The sequence below is a fragment of the Tardiphaga sp. P9-11 genome, from assembly GCF_008329525.1.
GTDB lineage: Bacteria > Pseudomonadota > Alphaproteobacteria > Rhizobiales > Xanthobacteraceae > Tardiphaga.
Genome location: NZ_NPKQ01000007.1, coordinates 12,507 through 30,552 on the forward strand (window position 1 = coordinate 12,507; position 18,046 = coordinate 30,552).

The 18,046-nt window shown below is 61.8% G+C and carries 18 protein-coding genes; 5 read left to right on the forward strand and 13 right to left on the reverse strand.

Features of this window, described 5'->3' with window-relative positions; genetic code table 11:
• Nucleotides 1-10: 10 nt before the first annotated feature.
• The 4 genes from aroQ to CIW50_RS20920 are packed head-to-tail and all read right to left on the reverse strand — an operon-like array spanning nt 11 to nt 3,392.
• A complete protein-coding gene (gene aroQ / locus CIW50_RS20905; protein ID WP_149533122.1) occupies nt 11-448 on the reverse strand; it encodes a type II 3-dehydroquinate dehydratase in 438 nt (145 codons plus the stop codon).
• A 14-nt stretch (nt 449-462) separates the two neighbouring features.
• Nucleotides 463-1,743 (reverse strand): TRAP transporter large permease subunit, encoded by a 1,281-nt coding sequence (locus CIW50_RS20910; protein ID WP_149533123.1) that lies wholly within the window; start codon nt 1,741-1,743, stop codon nt 463-465.
• Nucleotides 1,740-2,315 (reverse strand): TRAP transporter small permease, encoded by a 576-nt coding sequence (locus tag CIW50_RS20915; protein WP_149533124.1) that lies wholly within the window; start codon nt 2,313-2,315, stop codon nt 1,740-1,742. The genes CIW50_RS20910 and CIW50_RS20915 overlap by 4 nt, the downstream gene beginning before the upstream one ends.
• A gap of 57 nt (nt 2,316-2,372) precedes the next feature.
• Complete coding sequence (locus tag CIW50_RS20920) at nt 2,373-3,392, reverse strand: TRAP transporter substrate-binding protein (RefSeq protein ID WP_149533125.1); 1,020 nt, start codon at nt 3,390-3,392, stop codon at nt 2,373-2,375.
• A 163-nt stretch (nt 3,393-3,555) separates the two neighbouring features.
• Here CIW50_RS20920 and CIW50_RS20925 point away from each other — a divergent pair, with 163 nt between their 5' ends.
• Nucleotides 3,556-4,290, forward strand: a complete 735-nt coding sequence (locus CIW50_RS20925; protein ID WP_246664384.1) for a GntR family transcriptional regulator — start codon at nt 3,556-3,558, stop codon at nt 4,288-4,290.
• On the opposite strand, the gene CIW50_RS20930 is transcribed toward CIW50_RS20925, so the two are convergent.
• From CIW50_RS20930 to CIW50_RS20940, 3 genes are read right to left on the reverse strand one after another with little or no spacing between them, the layout of a single operon-like run.
• Nucleotides 4,287-4,778 (reverse strand): GFA family protein, encoded by a 492-nt coding sequence (locus tag CIW50_RS20930; RefSeq protein ID WP_149533316.1) that lies wholly within the window; start codon nt 4,776-4,778, stop codon nt 4,287-4,289. The genes CIW50_RS20925 and CIW50_RS20930 overlap by 4 nt on opposite strands.
• 29 nt (nt 4,779-4,807) lie before the next feature.
• Nucleotides 4,808-5,755, reverse strand: a complete 948-nt coding sequence (gene lipP1 / locus CIW50_RS20935) for a LipP1 family hormone-sensitive lipase (RefSeq protein ID WP_149533126.1) — start codon at nt 5,753-5,755, stop codon at nt 4,808-4,810.
• A 27-nt stretch (nt 5,756-5,782) separates the two neighbouring features.
• Nucleotides 5,783-6,562 carry an SDR family NAD(P)-dependent oxidoreductase gene (locus CIW50_RS20940; RefSeq protein WP_149533127.1) on the reverse strand — a complete coding sequence of 260 codons (780 nt, stop codon included), beginning with the start codon at nt 6,560-6,562 and terminating at the stop codon, nt 5,783-5,785.
• 225 nt (nt 6,563-6,787) lie between these two features.
• Here CIW50_RS20940 and CIW50_RS20945 point away from each other — a divergent pair, with 225 nt between their 5' ends.
• Nucleotides 6,788-7,705 carry a DUF2155 domain-containing protein gene (locus CIW50_RS20945; RefSeq protein WP_149533128.1) on the forward strand — a complete coding sequence of 306 codons (918 nt, stop codon included), beginning with the start codon at nt 6,788-6,790 and terminating at the stop codon, nt 7,703-7,705.
• A 69-nt stretch (nt 7,706-7,774) separates the two neighbouring features.
• Here the strand turns inward: CIW50_RS20945 and CIW50_RS20950 are convergent, their stop codons facing one another.
• Together CIW50_RS20950 and aat are read right to left on the reverse strand one after the other, a co-directional pair.
• The gene (locus tag CIW50_RS20950; protein ID WP_149533129.1) at nt 7,775-8,956 is read right to left on the reverse strand and encodes an ABC transporter substrate-binding protein; all 1,182 of its coding nucleotides are present in this window, start codon (nt 8,954-8,956) and stop codon (nt 7,775-7,777) included.
• A 90-nt stretch (nt 8,957-9,046) separates the two neighbouring features.
• The gene (gene aat / locus CIW50_RS20955) at nt 9,047-9,748 is read right to left on the reverse strand and encodes a leucyl/phenylalanyl-tRNA--protein transferase (RefSeq protein ID WP_149533130.1); all 702 of its coding nucleotides are present in this window, start codon (nt 9,746-9,748) and stop codon (nt 9,047-9,049) included.
• A gap of 286 nt (nt 9,749-10,034) precedes the next feature.
• On the opposite strand from aat, the gene CIW50_RS20960 reads away from it, so the two are divergent.
• Nucleotides 10,035-11,390, forward strand: a complete 1,356-nt coding sequence (locus CIW50_RS20960; RefSeq protein ID WP_149533131.1) for an NAD(P)/FAD-dependent oxidoreductase — start codon at nt 10,035-10,037, stop codon at nt 11,388-11,390.
• A gap of 452 nt (nt 11,391-11,842) precedes the next feature.
• Complete coding sequence (locus CIW50_RS20965; protein WP_149533132.1) at nt 11,843-13,288, forward strand: DASS family sodium-coupled anion symporter; 1,446 nt, start codon at nt 11,843-11,845, stop codon at nt 13,286-13,288.
• Nucleotides 13,289-13,345: 57 nt separating this feature from the next.
• Here the strand turns inward: CIW50_RS20965 and upp are convergent, their stop codons facing one another.
• From upp to CIW50_RS20980, 3 genes are read right to left on the reverse strand one after another with little or no spacing between them, the layout of a single operon-like run.
• Nucleotides 13,346-13,975, reverse strand: a complete 630-nt coding sequence (gene upp, locus CIW50_RS20970; protein WP_089264099.1) for a uracil phosphoribosyltransferase — start codon at nt 13,973-13,975, stop codon at nt 13,346-13,348.
• Nucleotides 13,976-14,014: 39 nt separating this feature from the next.
• Nucleotides 14,015-15,259: a URC4/urg3 family protein gene (locus CIW50_RS20975; protein WP_283808854.1), complete on the reverse strand. Its 1,245-nt coding sequence runs from the start codon at nt 15,257-15,259 to the stop codon at nt 14,015-14,017.
• A gap of 10 nt (nt 15,260-15,269) precedes the next feature.
• On the reverse strand, nt 15,270-16,526 hold the full coding sequence (locus CIW50_RS20980; protein WP_149533133.1) for a GTP cyclohydrolase II: 1,257 nt from the start codon (nt 16,524-16,526) through the stop codon (nt 15,270-15,272).
• Nucleotides 16,527-16,777: 251 nt separating this feature from the next.
• Between CIW50_RS20980 and CIW50_RS20985 the strand changes: the two genes are divergently transcribed.
• Nucleotides 16,778-17,275, forward strand: a complete 498-nt coding sequence (locus tag CIW50_RS20985; RefSeq protein ID WP_149533134.1) for a Crp/Fnr family transcriptional regulator — start codon at nt 16,778-16,780, stop codon at nt 17,273-17,275.
• Here the strand turns inward: CIW50_RS20985 and CIW50_RS20990 are convergent.
• The gene (locus CIW50_RS20990; RefSeq protein WP_149533318.1) at nt 17,202-18,041 is read right to left on the reverse strand and encodes a metallophosphoesterase family protein; all 840 of its coding nucleotides are present in this window, start codon (nt 18,039-18,041) and stop codon (nt 17,202-17,204) included. The two genes, CIW50_RS20985 and CIW50_RS20990, sit on opposite strands and share 74 nt — an antisense overlap.
• Nucleotides 18,042-18,046: the final 5 nt, after the last annotated feature.

Genomic DNA, 18,046 nt, shown 5'->3' on the forward strand with positions numbered 1-18,046 from the left:
TCCGGCGCGATCAGCGCGTGGGCATCTGCGCGACCGCCAGCATCGCTGCGACATAGCCGTACGGTCCGAGACCGCAGATCACAGCGGTGGCAGCCTGCGAGAGCACAGAATGGCGATGATACTTGTCGCGGGCGTGGATATTGGAGATGTGCAGCTCCACGATCGGTCCCTCGAAGGCCTTCATCGCGTCGAGCATGGCGATCGAGGTGAATGAATAGCCCGCGGGATTGATGATGATGGCGTCGGCATCCTGACGGGCCGACTGGATGAGGTCGACCAAAATGCCCTCGTGGTTCGACTGGTGGAACGCCAGCGCCAGTTTGAGTTTGACCGCCTGTTCCTCACAACTGGCCTTGATCTGGTCGAGCGTGGTGGTTCCGTAGATGTGCGGCTCCCGCACGCCGAGCAGGTTGAGGTTGGGACCGTTGAGGATCATCACGCGTTTCATTATCGAACTTCCTTCTAGCCGCCGAGCCACTTCGCCGGCACCATCACGAGCGACGGAAACAGCGTCAGCAGCGCCAGCACCACCAATTGTGCGATCATGAACGGCCAGACGCCGCGCATGATCTCGTCCATGCTCACCTTCGCCACGCCGCACACCACGTTGAGCACCACGCCGACCGGCGGCGTGATCAGTCCGATCGCGTTGTTGATGATGAACAGCACGCCAAAATAGACCGGATCGATACCGGCCTCGCGGACAATCGGCATCAACACGGGCGTCAGGATCAGTATGGTTGGTGTCATGTCGAGTGCGGTGCCGACGATGACGACAATGGTCATCAACACGATCATGAGAAGCGTCTGGTTGCCCATGAAGGGGCGGGCGAGCTCGACGATCTGGCTGGAGATTTCGGCCACCGTAATCAGCCATGACGACACCAGCGCCGCGGCGACAAGGAACATCACCACGGCGGTGATCTGGGCCGAGCTGATCAGGATCTTGACCAGTTGCGGGAAGGTCAGCTCCCGATAGACGAAGGTGGCGACGATGAAGGAATAGACCGCGACGACGACGGCCGCTTCGGTCGGCGTGAAGATGCCGAAGCGCAAGCCGAAAACGATGATCATCGGCAGCATCAAGGCCCAGAAGCCGTCGATCAGCGCGCGAAAGATCTGCGCTAGGCTCTGGCGCGGCGGACTCACCGAGTTCTCATTGCGTGCAACCCACCACCAGGCGAAGCACAGGCTGCCGCCGAGCATCAGGCCCGGCACCACGCCGGCGAGAAACAGTTTTGAGATGGAAACGCCGGCGGCAACGCCGAAGATCACGAATCCGATCGAAGGAGGGATCACCGGCGCGATGATGCCGCCGGCGGCGACGAGGCCGGCTGCGGAGGCGCGGTTATGTCCGGCCGCAACCATCATAGGGACCAACAGTGCGCCGAGCGCGGCGGCGTCGGCGACGGCCGAGCCGGATAGCGATGCCAGGATGCAGGAGGTGAGAATGGCGACATAGCCGAGCCCGCCTCGCAAATGGCCGACAATAGCGATGGCGAAATTCAGGATACGTCGGGCGAGGCCGCCGGTGTTCATGATCTCGCCGGCCAGAATGAAGAACGGCACCGCCATCAGCGGGAAGGAGTCGACGCCATTGATGACGTTCTGCGCGATGATCTGGGAGTCGAAGATATCCAGATAGGTCATCAGCGCGATGCCGCAGATGATCAAAGCGAATGCGATCGGCATGCCGATGGCCATCGCGCCGAGCAGCGAGAAAGTGAAGATGCTGAGGGTCATCGGCGGTCGTTCCCGTTGGCGTGAGACGACGTTGCCGGGACCTGTTCCTCGGACTCGCTGATGGCGATCAGGTCATCTGTCGACACCTGTCCGGTGAAAAGCCGATACAGGTCATGCAGCAGGATCGGGATCGAGGCGACGCCGAAGACGAGACCTGCGGCGTAGAACAGGCCGACGGAGAGACCGGAGGCGGGCGCTGTCGTGTCCCAGTTCAGCACCGTCTGTTTCCACGAGCCTTCGGTAAGCAATATAGAGGCGTAGAGCATCAGCGCGTGACTGAGCGCGTAGCAGATCTTGCGGCCCGTCGGCGATAGCAGCTTCACGAAACTGTCGACGCCGAGATGGGCATGTTCGCGGAGGCCGACGATGGCGCCGAGAAACACCATCCAGACGAATAGCCAGCGCGACAGCTCCTCGGAAATGGCGATGCCCGAGTTGAAGACGTAACGCAGCACGACATTGCCGAATACCAGGACCACCATGGCGGCAAGCAACACCGCCATGACGATCTTGATCGACCGGTAATAGGCTTCGACGATCCTGCTTGTCGCACTAGTTGATGAAGCGGACATGGATGCTTTCGCAGTGAGCGTGGGATCGTCGCGTAGTGACGGTTGGTGATGCGCGGCTCAGTCCTTGTGAACGCGCTCAAGTTCGCTGTTGAACAGCTTGACGATCTCCTGATCGTAGTCGGCAGAGAATTTTGCCGCGATCGGCTTGGTCTTGTCGCGCATCTTGTTCAGTTCGGCCGGCGCGATCTCGTTGACTTCCATGCCCTTGGCCTTCAGCTCGCCGACGGAAGCCGCGGCTGCATCGCGGCTGACCTTGCGCTGATAGTCGCGCGCCTCGTTGGCTGCATCCTGCAGGATCTTCTGCTCGTCCTTGGAGAGCTTGTCCCAGAACACCTTGCTGACCAGGATGATGTTGGTGGAGTAGGTGTGGTTGGTGACGCTGAGATATTTCTGCACCTCGTAGAACTTGTTCGACAGGATCACCGAGAACGGATTTTCCTGGCCGTCCACCGTGCGTGTTTCCAGCGCGGTGTAGAGCTCGGAGAAGCTCATCGGCACCGGATTGGCGTTGAACGCCTTGAAGGTCTCGAGATAGACCGGGTTCGGGATCACGCGGATCTTAATGCCGTCGAGGTCTTCGCCCTTGGTGATCGGGCGGCGGCTGTTGGTGACGTTGCGGAAGCCGAGATCCCAATAGCCGAGACCGATCAGACCCTTTTCCGGCAGCTTGGCCAGCAGGGCCGAGCCGAGCGGGCCGTCCAGCAGCGCGTCGGCCTGCTTCGGCGTCGAGACGATGAACGGGAAATCGATCAGCCCGTAATCCTTGACGATGCCGACCAGCGAGGTCGTCGCTGGCGACTGCATCTCCTGCGTGCCGGCGCGCAATGCCGACTGCTGCTGCATCTCGGAGCCAAGCTGGTTAGCGGGATATTCGCGCACCTTCATCTTGCCGCCGCTCTTGGCCGCAACGAGTTCGGTGAACTTCTGCACGCCCTTGCTGACGGGATGATCGGTGTTGTTGAGGTGACCCCAGCGGATCGTGCGCTCCTGTACCTGCGCGGATGCAGGGCCGCCGGCGATGGCGAGGGTGGCGGCGATGGCGGCAAGCCAGACGGCGGACTTCGGGTGTACGGACATGTTGAAGCTCCCTTGGATGGTATTTTTACTTCTTGGCGTCACCGTCATCTACGACAAAACAAAAATCAACCTATATTTTACATTATCTATGATGATTTGTGTCGGAGGCGCGGGGTGATGTATGGTGGCGCAACGCGACCATTCCTCGTCACCAGGACCTTTCATGCTGGATACCCCCATGGCGGATCGCGCCGGAGAGACCGTCGGCGACAGCGCCTATCGGCGTATCCGCAACGACGTGATTTTCGGCACTCTTGAGCCCGGCCAGAAGCTGAAGCTGGAGAAGATGAGCGTCGCGTATGGCACCAGCGTCTCGACGCTGCGCGAGACGCTGAACCGTTTGTGCTCGGAAGGTTTTGTTGTCGCCGAAGGCCAGCGCGGCTTCGAGGTCACGTCGATCTCGGCCACGGAATTCCAGCAGATCGCCGAATTGCGTGAACTGCTCGAGGGCCATGCCATCGAGCAATCCTTCAAGTCAGGCGATCTCGATTGGGAAGCGCTGGTTGTCTCCGCGCATCACAAACTGTCCGCCATGGAAAAGGCGATGCTGGCTGGCGACAAGTCGAAGACCGAGGCCTGGAAGCAGTGCGACTGGCAGTTTCACCGCGCGCTGATCGCAGCCTGCGGCTCGCAGGTGCTGCTCGATGCGTTGTCCGCGGCCTACGACAAATATCTGCGCTATCAGATGCTGGCGGTGGTGTTTCGCGGCGAGGTCGCCGCGGTCGAGCACCGCGAATTGATGAATGCTGCGCTGGCACGGGATTCCGCGAAGGCGCGAAAACTGCTGCACACCCACATCCATGACTGCGTGAAGCATGCGCTTGGCAATTCGGACTGGCTGAGACCGGCTCCGTCGCGGCAGCAAACCATCCAACAGCGTAAAAAACTGAAAACCTAGAACGGTTCGTCGTTTGGAGTCCGTTTCTTCTTTCTTCCCGGACGTTCCCAGACGACGCCCGGAAAGCCCTTGAGCGGAACCAGCGGTTCGCCGGTGTAGGTCCACTCCTGCAACTCCTCGATTCCGATATGATAAAGCGGCTGTCGGCCGGTGCGGCTGCCGAACAACGCGCGGGGAATGTTGACCATGTGCGGCGAGCGGGCACGTTCGTAGAATAGCGGCGTGCCGCATCGCGCGCAGAAGCTTCGCGCGGTTCCCGACGCCTTGTCTTCAAAGCGTGTGATCTCCGCTTCGCCTGCGGTGACGCGGAAACGCTTGCGCCAGCTGCCTACATAGGTGGCGTAGGCGGCGCCATGCGCCTGCCGTGTTGCGCGGGAATGATCGTGCCACGCCCAGCGCGCTGGAAAATCGATTTCGAACTGAACCGTGCCACACAGGCAACGGCACCTGATCGGACCGCCGGGTGCGATCTTCTCCGGCTTCTTCATCGCGATTGCTCCTGGGGGCGCCGCCAGCGCTAGTCCAACCCTTTCAGCCATTCCCCCATCTCATGCAGCGCCGTATTCGCCTTGGGCAGGATCTTGCCCATGGTGATGAAGCCGTGAAATTGCCCGGGATAGGTCTTGTAGGCCACGGCGACGCCGGCCTCTGACAGGCGCCGGGCATATTCATCGCCTTCGTCGCGCAGCGGATCAGCGCCGGCGGTCATGACATAGGCCGGCGGCAGGCCCGCGAGCTTGTCCATGCGGGCAGGCGAGGCGCGCCAGTTGTCGACATCGGCCGTGCCGGTGAGGTAGTGATCGGCGAACCAGCGGATGACGTTGTGCGTCAACAGGCAGCTTGTCTCCGGCTCGCTATGCGAGGGATGGCTCATGCGAAAATCTGTGGCAGGATAGATTAGCAACTGGCCGGCGAGTTTCGGGCCGCCATTGTCCCGCGCATCAATGGCAACGATGGCCGCGAGATTGCCGCCGGCGCTATCGCCGCCGACGCTGATCTGCTTTGCATCCACATTGAGCTGTACGGCGTTCTCGGAAATCCAGCGCGTCGCGGCAATGGCGTCGTCGATGGCGGCCGGAAACTTGTGCTCAGGCGCGAGGCGGTAATCGACCGAGATGACGATCATCTCGGCTTCATGGGCGAGGATGCGGCACACCACGTCATGCGAGTCGAGATCGCCGATCACCCAGCCGCCGCCGTGGAAGAACACCAGGCAGGGCGACATGCCGTCCTTTTTCCGGAGGGGCTTCGGTGTATAGAGGCGCACGGGAATGGCGCCGGCCGGGCCGGGTACCGTCATGGATGTCACCGACGCCAGTTCTGGCGGTTCGGGATTGGCGACCGGGCGCGCTTTCAAATACCACTCGCGCGCTTCCTGGGGCGAGATCGTCTCATAGGGTGGTCGGCCGGCATCGCGGAAGACGTTGAGGACGACGGCGGCATCGGGATCGAGAACAACGGGCATGTGATCTGCTCTTGGTTTTATTGGTGCTTAAGCGGAGGTGCGGCCGCCATCGACGGTGTAAGCGGAGCCGGTGACGTAGCTCGCATCGTCGGAGGCGAGGAAGGCCACGATCGGCGCGACTTCCCGGGCAAGGCCGAGCCGGCGCTGCGGTACGCGATCGACAACCTTGTCGACGGGGGCAGGCGCCCCTCGGCCGACGCGTGCGTCCACAATCGCACTCAGCATGCGGCTGTCGATCAGGCCGGGGCAAACGCAGTTCACGCGCACATTGGTGCCGGTGCATTCCTGCGCCGCGCTCTTGGTGAGGCCGATCACAGCGTGTTTGCTGGCGCTGTAGACGGCGACTTCGGCCGAGCCGATGACGCCGGCGATCGACGCCGTGTTGATGATCGACCCCTTGTTGGCCTTCAGCATCACTGGCAGCACGTGTTTCATGCCGAGAAAGACGCCGACGACATTGACGTCGAGCACTCGCCGGAAGTCAGTGAGCGACATCTTCACGATGGGCGTGATCGTGCCCTCGATGCCGGCGTTATTGTAGAAAATGTCGATGGTGCCGAAGCGCTTCACGGCGGCGGCGACATAGCCGATGACGTCTTCTTCGCTGGTGACGTCGGCTGTGAGCGCCAGTGCTTCGGCGGAGGCGGGGAGTTGTTCGACCGCGCGTTGCAACGCGCCGGCATCGCGATCCACCGCGACGATTTTGGCGCCGCGCGCCGCCAGCAATTGGATGGTCTCGGTGCCGATCACCCCGGCCGCGCCGGTAACGACGGCAATTCGGCCGTCCAGACGGATTCCGTCAGTCATCTTGAGCGTTCTCCCCATACTCCGGTTTGTTCCGGATTGATGGCCGGTCGCGTATCGCGCGCCGGCCTGATGTGGACTATTTCACGGGGAGAATGACCTGACCAGCCGGGCGGTATGGGGAGCAGGGTGCCCTTTCGCCGCCGCATTCCACGTGTTAACCGGAGGCGATTACGCGGCCATTCTCCTACAATGTCGCGAGCCTGATTCTCGATTGAGCCGCGCCGCATGTTGCGAACCCTGACCATTGCCGGATTTGCGGCCCTTCTGGCCGCCACCTCACTGTCGCCTGCACCTGTGCAGGCGCAGTTCGGTCCGCTGTTCGGTGATCCGCCGCCGCGCCCGCCGGGCGCCGTGCCGCGCGGCCAGCAACCGCCGCCGCCCATGGATGACGAGGAAGAGGTTCCGGAACTGCCGCAGGGCCGCCTGTTGCCGACGCGGCCGGGCATGGGCGCGCCGCCGCCCGGTGCCGTGCAGTCGCAACCGCTGGCACCGCCGCCCGGCAGCAATACCACCATCGTTCCGCAGAATCCGCCGGGGCAGGGACAGGCCCAGCAACCGGCCGCGCCAGGGCAGCAACAGCCCGGCGTCGCCAACGCGCCGCCTGCCGCCACTCCCGGTGGCCGTCAGCCGCCCAAGGTGGCGCCGCCGACGCCTGCGACGCTGCAGCCCGGCGATGAGGTGGTGACCGAGCCTCCGGCGCAGAAGATCGTCAACAAGAAGGCGAGCTTCTCGGGGCTCGACAAGATCACCGGCCGCATTATCAATTTCGACGCCGATATCGGCGAGACCGTGCAGTTCGGCGCGCTCCGCGTGAAGACCGATGCCTGCTACACGCGTCCGGCAACCGAGGCCGCCAATACCGATGCCTTCGTCGAGGTCGACGAAATCACGTTGCAGGGCGAAGTGAAGCGGATCTTCTCCGGCTGGATGTTTGCGGCCAGCCCGGGCCTGCACGGCGTCGAGCACCCGATCTACGATATCTGGCTGACCGACTGCAAAGGCCCGGAAGCGACGGTTGCAACCACGCAGCCCGATGCGCCGCGCCCGCCGCCGGCACAGAAGCGCGCCGCGCCGAAGCAGCAGCCGCGCGCCCAGCAGCAGCCCCTGCAGCCGCCACCGGGCTTTCCGGCGTTCCGGCAGTAACCGGCACCGCCGTCTCGCATAATATCTTTCAGGCTCTTCAAGCAGGAGAGGTGAGAGACAGCGCGTCGCCTACTTCTCTCCCAACACGTCTCCCATGAGCACCCATGACTTGCCGTCAAACCGTGCCATCTGCATCTGCCGGATCGGGGTGACGTTGCCGGGCTCGGTGTGCACGGTGATGCCGGGCAGCAGCATCGGCAAAGCCAGGTGGCTCACCGAACTGGCCTGCTTGATGATGTTATCGCGGCTGACGTCGTCCTTGCAGTTGGTCAGCACGGTCGCCATGACCTGCGCGGCGGTGTAGCCCTGCACGTTGAAGAGATCGCCTGTGGATGCGTTGGGTTGATATTTCTGCATCCAGGCGTGCCACTCCTTCATGCCGGGATCGCCGGCCCAGCGTGGATCATTGGGGTCCTTCAGGTAGAGGCCGGTAACCACGCCGATGGAGTTCTCCAGGCCGGCAGGTTCCAGCACGGCGCCGAATGAATTGGACACTGTCGGAAGGATGATCAGCGGCTTCCAGCCCATCGCTGCGGCCTTCTTGATGGCCTGGGCCGCGAATTTCGGGGTCGCTTCGGCAAAGAACACGTCGGCGCCGGAATCCTTCATCAACACCATCTGCGAGTCGATGGTCGGATCGGTAGTGAGATAAGTGGTCTGTGCGACCAGTTGTGCGACATGGTTCCCAAGCCCGTCCCTGAAGCCCTTCAGATAGTCTTTGCCGGCATCCTCATTGGGAATGATGATCGCGATCTTGGCGTCGGGTTTCGTTTTGAGAATATATTGCGCGTAGATGCGGCCTTCCTGCTCGTAGGTGGGATTGAAACCCACCGTCCAAGGAAAGTGTTCGGGATCGTTCCAGCGCGTGGCGCCCGACGAGACGAACAGCTGCGGGACTTTCTTGGTGTTGAGATATTTCTGGACTGCGATATTCGGCGCCGTGCCGACGGATGAAAACAGCGCGACCACCTCATCCTGCTCGACGAGACGACGGGTCTGTTCGACGGACTTGGCCGGCGCATAGCCGTCGTCCAATGTGAGAAAATCGATCTTGCGGCCGTTAATGCCGCCTTTGTCGTTGAGCATCTGGAAATAGGCGGCTTCGGCGCGCGCGATCGTGCCATAGGCGGAAGCGGGGCCGCTATAGGGCGCGGTGTTTCCGATCTTGATGCTGGTGTCGCTGGCGTAGGCAGATGTGAGTGATAGGGCTGCGAGCAAGGCAAGTGACGGAATCGTGCTGCGATGGCGCATGCGTGTTTCTCCCGTGAGGCGGCATTTTGCTTTTTATTAGCCGGGAGTTTGCGCGCTCATCCTGCGGAGCGACAGCACCTTGTCAGAATATCAGACCCGCGAAGGCTGCGTTGCTGCGTCGCGATTGGCGATGATGTCCAGCATCGTCGCGCCCTTCAGCGGAAAATCAGTCGGCAGCGTATCAAACTCCGCGATGCCGTCGAGCGATGCATCGAGCAACTTGCGATAGCGCGCACGCGGCACTTCCTGCGCGCCGAAGCTTAGCAGGTGATCGGTGACATATTGCGTGTCGAGCAATCTGAAACCGCCCGCGATCAGCCGTGCGACCAGATGCACCAGCGCCACCTTCGAGGCGTCCCGCGCGTAATGAAACATGCTCTCGCCAAAGAACGCGCGACCGAGCGAGACGCCATAGAGCCCGCCGACCAGCGCATCGTCTTGCCAGACCTCGACACTGTGGGCGTGGCCCATCTCATGCAATTCGCCGTAGAGATCGCGAATACGCGTGTTGATCCAGGTGTCTTCGCGGCCAGGTTTCGGCGCAGCACATTCGGCCATCACGCGCCTAAAGGCGGTGTTGACGGTGACCGTAAAGACATCGGAGCGCACGGTACGGGTAAGACGCGAGCTGACGCGGAAGCCGTCCAATGGAATGACGCCGCGCTGCTCGGGCTCGACCCAGAACAAGCCGGGATCGTCGGCGCTTTCCGACATCGGGAAGATGCCGCAGGCGTAGGCACGCAGCAGCAGTTCTGGCGTGACCTCGGAGGAGGCGGAGTCGCGTGAGCTCATGCGCGTAGCATAGCAGGCAGAGGGCGTTCGGGCGATGGCCTCGGCGCTCAACAGGTGCTGAGCGGATCGAGGTGGCATCGGAGGATCGGGACCACGAACCAAGCAATGCTTATGCCCGGCATTTGGCTTACTTATTGGATCGGTGCTGGCCGCGCGGGGCACACTGACGCCAGCGCGGGCTGATCAATCTGGAACCGCTCGATAACCGGCCTGGCGCGCCCGATTGTTGCTTGATTGTTCGGACGACCGGCATAGCTACAGGAGACAGGCAGGGAGCCTGTTCACCATGACGAATATCGTGACAATCGACGGCAAAGCATCGACCAGAACGACAACACCTCATCGCGTGGTCATTGTAGGCGCCGGCTTCGGCGGGCTGGAGGCCGTGTATCGGCTGACCGGTGCCGATGTCAGCATCACCATTGTCGATCGCCGCAATCATCATCTGTTTCAGCCGCTGCTGTATCAGGTCGCGACCGCGTCGCTGGCGACGTCGGAGATCGCCTGGCCGATCCGCTATCTGTTGCGTGGACGCAAGGATGTGACGACACTGCTCGGCACGGTCACCGGCATTGATGCAGCCAAGCGCCGAGTATTGCTCGATGACGGGCAGACACTGCCCTATGACACGCTTGTGCTCGCCACCGGCGCTGGTCATGCCTATTTCGGCCATGATGAATGGGAGCCGTTTGCGCCGGGCTTGAAGACGTTGGAGGATGCGACCACGCTGCGCCGCCGTATTCTCACGGCCTTCGAGCGCGCCGAGCGCGAGAGCGATCCGGTGAAGCGCGCGGCGCTGCTGACCTTCGTGATCATCGGCGCCGGACCCACTGGGGTCGAACTCGCGGGCACCATTGCCGAACTGGCGCGCGTAACGTTGCCGGAAGATTTTCGCAATATCGATACGCGTGAGACGCGTGTGGTTCTGATCGAGGCCGGCACGCGCGTGCTCGCCGGATTTCCGGAAGATCTGTCTGCCTATGCGCAGCGTTCGCTGGAAAAGCTCGGCGTCGAAGTTGCGCTCGGACATGCGGTGTCGGATTGCAACATCGACGGGGTGGTCTATGGCGACAAGGTGCTCGGGGCCAGGACGATCATCTGGGCCGCGGGCGTGCGCGCGTCGCCGGCTGCGGAGTGGCTGGGTGTTGCCGCCGATCGGGCGGGACGACTGCAGGTCAATCCGGATCTCACGGTGCCCGGTCATCCCGATATTTTCGCAGTCGGAGACACCGTGACCATCGCTGCGCCCGATGGAAAGCCGGTGCCCGGAATCGCGCCGGCGGCGAAGCAGGAAGGGCGCTATGTCGCGTCAGCGATCAAGCAGCGTCTGCGCGGCGAGACGCCCGTGCCGTTTCGCTACTCGCACGATGGTAGTCTCGCGCAGATCGGCAAGAAGCTTGCGGTGATCGACTTCGGTCGCGTGCGCTTACGCGGTGCGTTGGCGTGGTGGATCTGGGGCATCGCCCACATCTACTTCCTGATCGGGCTGCGCAATCGTCTTGCCGTTGCGATCAACTGGCTGTGGATCCACACGCTGGATCAGCGTGGTGCGCGGCTAATCACGCAGGGGCGCGCCGTGATCGACAGCAAATCCGTACCGTCGCATAGCGACAAGGAGAAGCGTGCCAGTTCGGTGCGTTGAAATCTCGGGACGGCTGCCAGGGCGGCTTGGCGAAAATAGACGCCATGGATGCCGCCAGGCGTGGGCGGCGGCTGATCCAGCCTGAGAGCGTCGCCTGACTGTACGCACCGGCAAGCTACGCGCACGCAATGTGCCGGAGATCGGCAGCGGCAGCTTCACTCATGACCTGTCGTCGGCTTGCTCCCTATGCGGTGAAGAAAACCATCCGATAGACGAGCATTTCCTGCCGCTCGATACTGCGTTCGGGGGGGGCCGGCGGCAACGCCGCGCGTGACCCGGCTGCATGCGAGTGCGACCTTTGTTGCGGATGCGAAGGGAGAGAGCAGCACGTTTTAATATGGTGATACATACAGCGCAGTTCGCGTGGCCGATTGCTCGCCTGGCAAAAACTGGTGTTACGTTGCAAGACGTGTGTCGCAGGCACGGCAGATCGGTTCGCGGGAGGGTAGGCTGTGTCGTTGAGCTGGAAGAAGATCGCACCTTTGGCCGTCTGGCTGGTGCTGTACGTCATCCCGATTCCGGCAGGACTTGTCGCCAATCAGTGGCATTATTTTGCCGTTTTCGCCGCGGTGATTACCGGCCTTATCCTGGAATCCATGCCTGTTGGCGCGGTCGGTCTGATCGGTCTGACCTTTGCGGGCGTGATGGGATATGTCGAACACGATCCCAACAAGTCGCTGCGCTGGATGCTGAGCGGATTCTCCGAAAGCACGGTGTGGCTGATCGTCGGCGCCTTCGTATTCTCGATCGGCTATCGCAAGAGCGGCCTCGGCAGGCGTCTCGCATTGCTGCTGGTTCGCAGCCTCGGGCGCAACACGGTGGGACTGGGTTACGCCGTTGCGCTGTCCGATCTGGTTCTCGCGCCGGCGACACCATCGAACACCGCGCGCAGCGGCGGCACGGTCTATCCGATCGTCAGCAATATCCCGAAGATCTATGGATCGGAGCCGGGTCCGACAGCCGGCAGGATCGGGACCTACGTGATGTGGACCGCTTTCGCAGCGACCGCGGTGACGAGCTCGATGTTCCTCACGGCGCTTGCGCCCAACGCGGCTGCACTGAGCATAGCCAAGAAGATCGTGAGCGTGGACGTCGGCTGGTCACAGTGGTTCATCGGATTTGCGCCGCTGGGCGTGCCGCTCATTCTGCTGGTGCCGTTGCTGAGCTATATGATTTGCCGACCGGAGGTGAAGAACAGCCCGGAGATCGTGGCGTGGAGCGCGAGCGAACTCGCGTCGATGGGGGCGTTGTCGCGCAGTGAATGGATCATGGCCGGACTGGTCCTGCTTGCGATGTTCCTGTGGATCACCGGATCCAATCCCGACATCTCGCTGCCTGGCGTCGGTTCGAACTTCATCAATGCGACCATGGTGGTGTTCGTTGTGATCTCGCTGATGCTCGTCACCGGCGTCATCACGTTCTCCGACATCATCGCCGAGAAAGCAGCGTGGGAGGTGTTTTTCTACTTCACATCGCTGCTGACCCTGTCATCCGGCCTCAACGACATCGGCTTCATCAAATGGGCAGCCGCCGGCCTGGCGGCTCCGCTCGCCACATTCAGCCCGACCATCGCGATGATCCTACTTGTCTCGATCTTCTTCTGGATCCACTACTTTTTCTCGAGCATTACGGCGCACGCGGCGGCGATGCTGCCTGTCGTGCTGGCGGTGGGGTCGAGCATTCCCGGAATCCCGATGTCGACTCTGACATTGCTCTGCATCTATTCGCTAGGCCTGATGGGCGTGATCTCGCCCTATGCCACCGGACCGGCGCCGATGTATTTTGGCAGCGGTTATATCGGCAAGGCCGACTTCTGGAAGTTCGGCCTGATCTTCGGGCTGATCTATTTCGCCGGCTTGCTGCTGGTCGTGATGCCTTGGCTGCTGACGATCAACTGAACCCTCGGTAAACGAAAGCGTCGCGTGGTGGGAGACGTCCGCGGTCGCTGCGCCCCGTTACCTGGTGCCGTAAGCGCGGTCGCCGGCATCGCCGAGACCCGGCTCGATATAGGCGTGTTCGTTGAGCCGATCATCGATCGCCGCCGTCCAGATCGGCACATCCGGATGGTAGCCGCGCAGGCGCTCGATGCCTTCCGGTGCTGCCAGCAGGCAGACGAAACGAATGTCCTTGGCGCCGCGCTCCTTGATACGGTCGATCGCGGCGACCGCGGTATTCGCCGTCGCGAGCATAGGATCGATGACGATCACCAGGCGCTCGTCGAGGTTGGTTGGTGCCTTGAAGAAATACTCTACGGCCACGAAGGTTTCGGGATCGCGATAGAGCCCGATATGCGCGATGCGCGCTGACGGGACGAGGCCGATCATGCCTTCGACGAAAGAGAGGCCGGCGCGCAGGATCGGCGCAAATACCAGTTTCTTGCCGGCGATTTCCTTGCCGGTCATTTTCATGATCGGCGTTTCGATCTCGACATCGGTGAGCGGCAGGTCGCGCGTCACCTCGTAGCACAGCAGCATGCCGATTTCGTTGAGCAGTTCGCGAAAGCCCTTGGTCGAGCGGTTCTTGTCGCGGATCAGCGTCAGCTTGTGCTGCACCAGCGGGTGATTAACGATCGTGACGCCGTCCATGAACCTCATCCGTTGCGAGAGTGTAAAATCGTCTTTGACCTAGAAAACCGTACCGTCGCTGATGACCTTCACCGGCGGCGAATGATCCTCGCGGCGCTCGCGCGCCAAAATGCGACCGGCGGCCCATGTGCCACCTTCGAGTACCTTGGCCAGCGGCAGCGACGTCGCGTCCAGCTTCAGTCTTTGTCGCAGGCCGTCGGCGACGCGGTCAAGTAGCGCTACGGTCAGTGCCCGCCATTCCACCACCAGCGGCGAGGACACGTCATGTTCGCGCGCGGCATTGACAGGATCTCGGAATTTCAGAACGCCGCCGTCGACGAAAAGGCCGCCATTGCGATATTCGGCCAATCCCGTGAGACCGTCGATGTCGGTGACGTCGATGCCTCCAATCTGCAGCGGTTCGATGAGCGAATAGGCCAGCCACTGCGACAGCTTGTGGAGGGGCACAAGGCCGCTCGTCGCATCCGAGGTCGTCATCGCCGGATGCTTCCAGCAATCGCCGAGAGCGATGCCGTCCAGCGTCAGCCGCGACGGCCAGATCGGACCAAGTTGCAGCAGTAGTTCCGAGAGGATCGCTGGCGCAGGCAGGCGGCCATTGTCAGCCTGCGACGCCAGGCGATCGAACAATCCGCCGGGCCGCGGCGTATCCTTCCTGCCGAACACGTCGGGCTTCGACGCCACGTGTTTGCCAAGCCGGCGCAGCAGATCGGCGCGGCCGTCGATGCCGACCATTGGATTGGTCTCGGAGACCTGCATGCCCCGCTTGAGATCGCTGACGTCGAGCTCTGCGAGCTTGCTGGCATCGGCGCGCAGTGGCTGCGCGGGATCGGCAGAGAACGTGCCGCCGACGAACATAGCAAGGCTCGCGAGACCGAGACCTTCGGAGCGGCCGATGGCCGCGCCGGTTTGCGGATCGGTGTAGCGCCAGGTCGGGCCGGCGCCGGCATCGAGGAACACGCTGGCGATGGCAAGATCGAATTCGGCGCGGCCGCGCGCAGCGCTATCAGACCATGCGGTGCGATCTGCGAGCTGAGCCCAGCGATTGTCGCCGGCGTTGACGAAGTGGCGCCAGCGCGAATGGAACGGCACGTCGAGCGACGGGTACGACGCCCGCGTCGTTTCCAGCACCAGATCGATCACGTCATCCATTCGCGAGAGATCGATGCGGAAGTTAGGTAGTTTATCGTCGAGGCCCAGTGCAAGCATGCGCTGCGCGCGTTCACGCACGGCGTGGGCTGACAGCAAAGAGAGCGCGGCGGAGGCTTCCGGGGTCTGCGAATTCACTTTTGATATCTCAATACTTCTCAAGCGTGCGACCGACGGAGTCGATCAGGTCCTGCGGCGTCACCGGCTCCGGCGTAAAGTAGCCGGCAGCTTTCTTGGCAGCGATTTCAACATGTGCGTCGGCCGGGATCATATCGTCGGGGATCGGCACGCGTTCCACGATTTCGACGCCTTGGCTGGTCAGCGCATCATGCTTCATGTCGCTCATGGAAATGAAGTGATCGATACGCTTGAGGCCAAGCCAGTGCACGACATCCGGCATCAGTTGCTGGAAGCGCGCATCCTGCACGCCCGCGACGCATTCGGTGCGTTCGAAATATTGCGCCGCTGCGTCGCCGCCTTCCTGGCGTTTGCGCGCATTGTAGACCAGAAATTTGGTGACCTCGCCGAGCGCGCGGCCTTCCTTGCGATTGTAGATGATGATGCCGAGACCGCCGGATTGTCCGGCGCGTGCGCATTCCTCGATGCCGTGGATGAGATAGGGACGGCAGGTGCAGATATCGGAGCCGAACACGTCGGAACCGTTGCACTCGTCATGAACACGGCAGGTGATGCTGGTCGTGTGATCCGGCAGTTTGCTGACGTCACCGAATAGATAGGCAGTGGTACCGCCGATCGGCGGCAGAAACACCTGCAGGTCCGGTCGCGTCACCAGCTCAGGAAACATGCCGGCCGTCTGCTCAAACAATTGGCGACGCAGATTGTTTTCGCTGGTATCAAAGCGCTTGGCGAGGCCGGGAAGATACCAGACCGGATCGATGGCGATCTTGACGACCGAGACGCTGCCATTGTCGTGAACGACATCGCCGTCATGCCTGAGACGGCCGGCGGCGATGGCGGCCTGCAATTCGGGCAGATCCAGTCGCGCTTTGGTGATCGCGATGCTCGGGCGGATATCGATGCCCTCTGCAATCTCGGGCGCAAAGTTCTCGGCGACGAGGTGCCCCCAGGGATCCAGCGAGACGATTTTTTCCGGATCCATCCACTGGCCGAATGGGCCGATGGTTGCTGCCGGATGAGTGTTTGTGAGATCGGGGCGCTTCAGCGGATCGAGCGCGCCGGACGACACCGCGAGCGCACGATAGACCGAGTAGGAGCCGCCATGGGTGCCGATGACGTTGCGGTCCTGTGGGCGGGAGACGGTGCCGATAATTGGCCCGCGTTCACGTGCGGAGGGTGCGCCCCACTGGATCGGGAAGTTATGCTTGGCGCCCGGCGCAGGATGCGACGTCAGGCGAATATGATCGATCCGGTTGGAACGGCTCATCGTAAAGGCCTCCTAAAATGGCAACGGCCCGCCTGAAAGGACGGGCCTTATTGCTAAGGAAGCAACTAACTATAACTATCTCTCAAACAAATGCAACAGGACGAAAGACGTGGTAGCCGGCACGGGATGTCCCAAAAGCTCCGCCGCACCCAATATGCGCCGGTTGCCGACAATTTCAGCGTGTCCGGGCCTTGTGTCACGCGATCGTCACGGCGAGCATACGCTTCGTCAACCATGTTGGAGTGCCTGATATGCGCGCCGTTCTGGATCATTGCAGCGATGGTCTGAAGCACAGCGTTGCAGCGGGCGACACGATCATCCGGGAAGGACAGACCAGCGGGCATTTGTTCGTGCTGATCGAAGGACAGCTCGATATCGTCAAGGGCGATACTGTTGTTGCGAGCCTGACCGAGCCCGGCGCCGTTATCGGCGAAATGTCAGTGCTTCTTGAACAGCCGCATACCGCGACCGTGCGCGCTGTCATGGAGACGCAAATCTATGAGTTCGAAAATGCGACGGATTTCCTGCGGGATCACCCGACCGTCGCGCTGATGATCGCGCGGCTGCTGGCGCAGCGGCTCCATGTAGCGACGAGTTATCTCGCCGATATCAAGCAGCAATATGCCGGCCACGGCACGCATCTGTCGATGGTCAGCGAACTGCTGGACAACATGGTCAACCTATCACCGACGAAGGTGTCGCCGGGCTCTGACCGACACTCGGATCGTCAAGGCGATCCAAGGATCTGAGCCATGGCGGCGCGGTCTTAATTGGTAACGCCGGACGCTGCAGCGGAGCGTTCAGGTCTATATGGTCAGCGCCTTCTGCAGATAACCAGAATGCCGTACCGTCATCGAGGTCGAGCACGATGTAAGTCGGCGGCCGGCCGAACTGGCGGCCTGCATTGAACACCCAGGTCTCACCAATCCGATCGTACCATGAGCCGTCTTTGACAAACGGAGACTCATGTACATGGCCGGAGATCACCATCGCCGGCTGATGCGTCTCGATCCATTGCACCAGTTCGACATCGCCGAAGTAGCGCTTGCCGCCCCAGCTGATCGGTGAGTTTGTCGGTGGCGCATGATGCACCCAGATCCAGCGCTTGGTGCGTTCGGTGGCGGCGGTCTGCAGTTGTTGCTCGATACGCTGGCGGACAAGTGGCCCATCCCACCACGGACATACCGTAAAGAGCGTGTCGCCAATGATCAGGCTGTCGCCGTCACAGGCGATACCGAGGGCCCGGGCATCGCCAATCCATCGCGCGATTTTCTCACCCTCGGTATTGCGCTCGTCAAGATCATGATTACCCGAACACAGGATCACTCTGGTGCGTTGGGTGAGCAAAGCGAGATACTTCTTCACCACCAGAATTTGCGCGCGGAAGTCCACGACCGAAGCTATGTCGAGCGCGTCGCCGGCGAAGATCACGAAGTCGAATTGCGGAGCAACGCTGAGCAGCCAGTCGAACTGGGGCAGCGAATAATGCAGATCGGCCACGACAAGGCAGCGCATGAAAA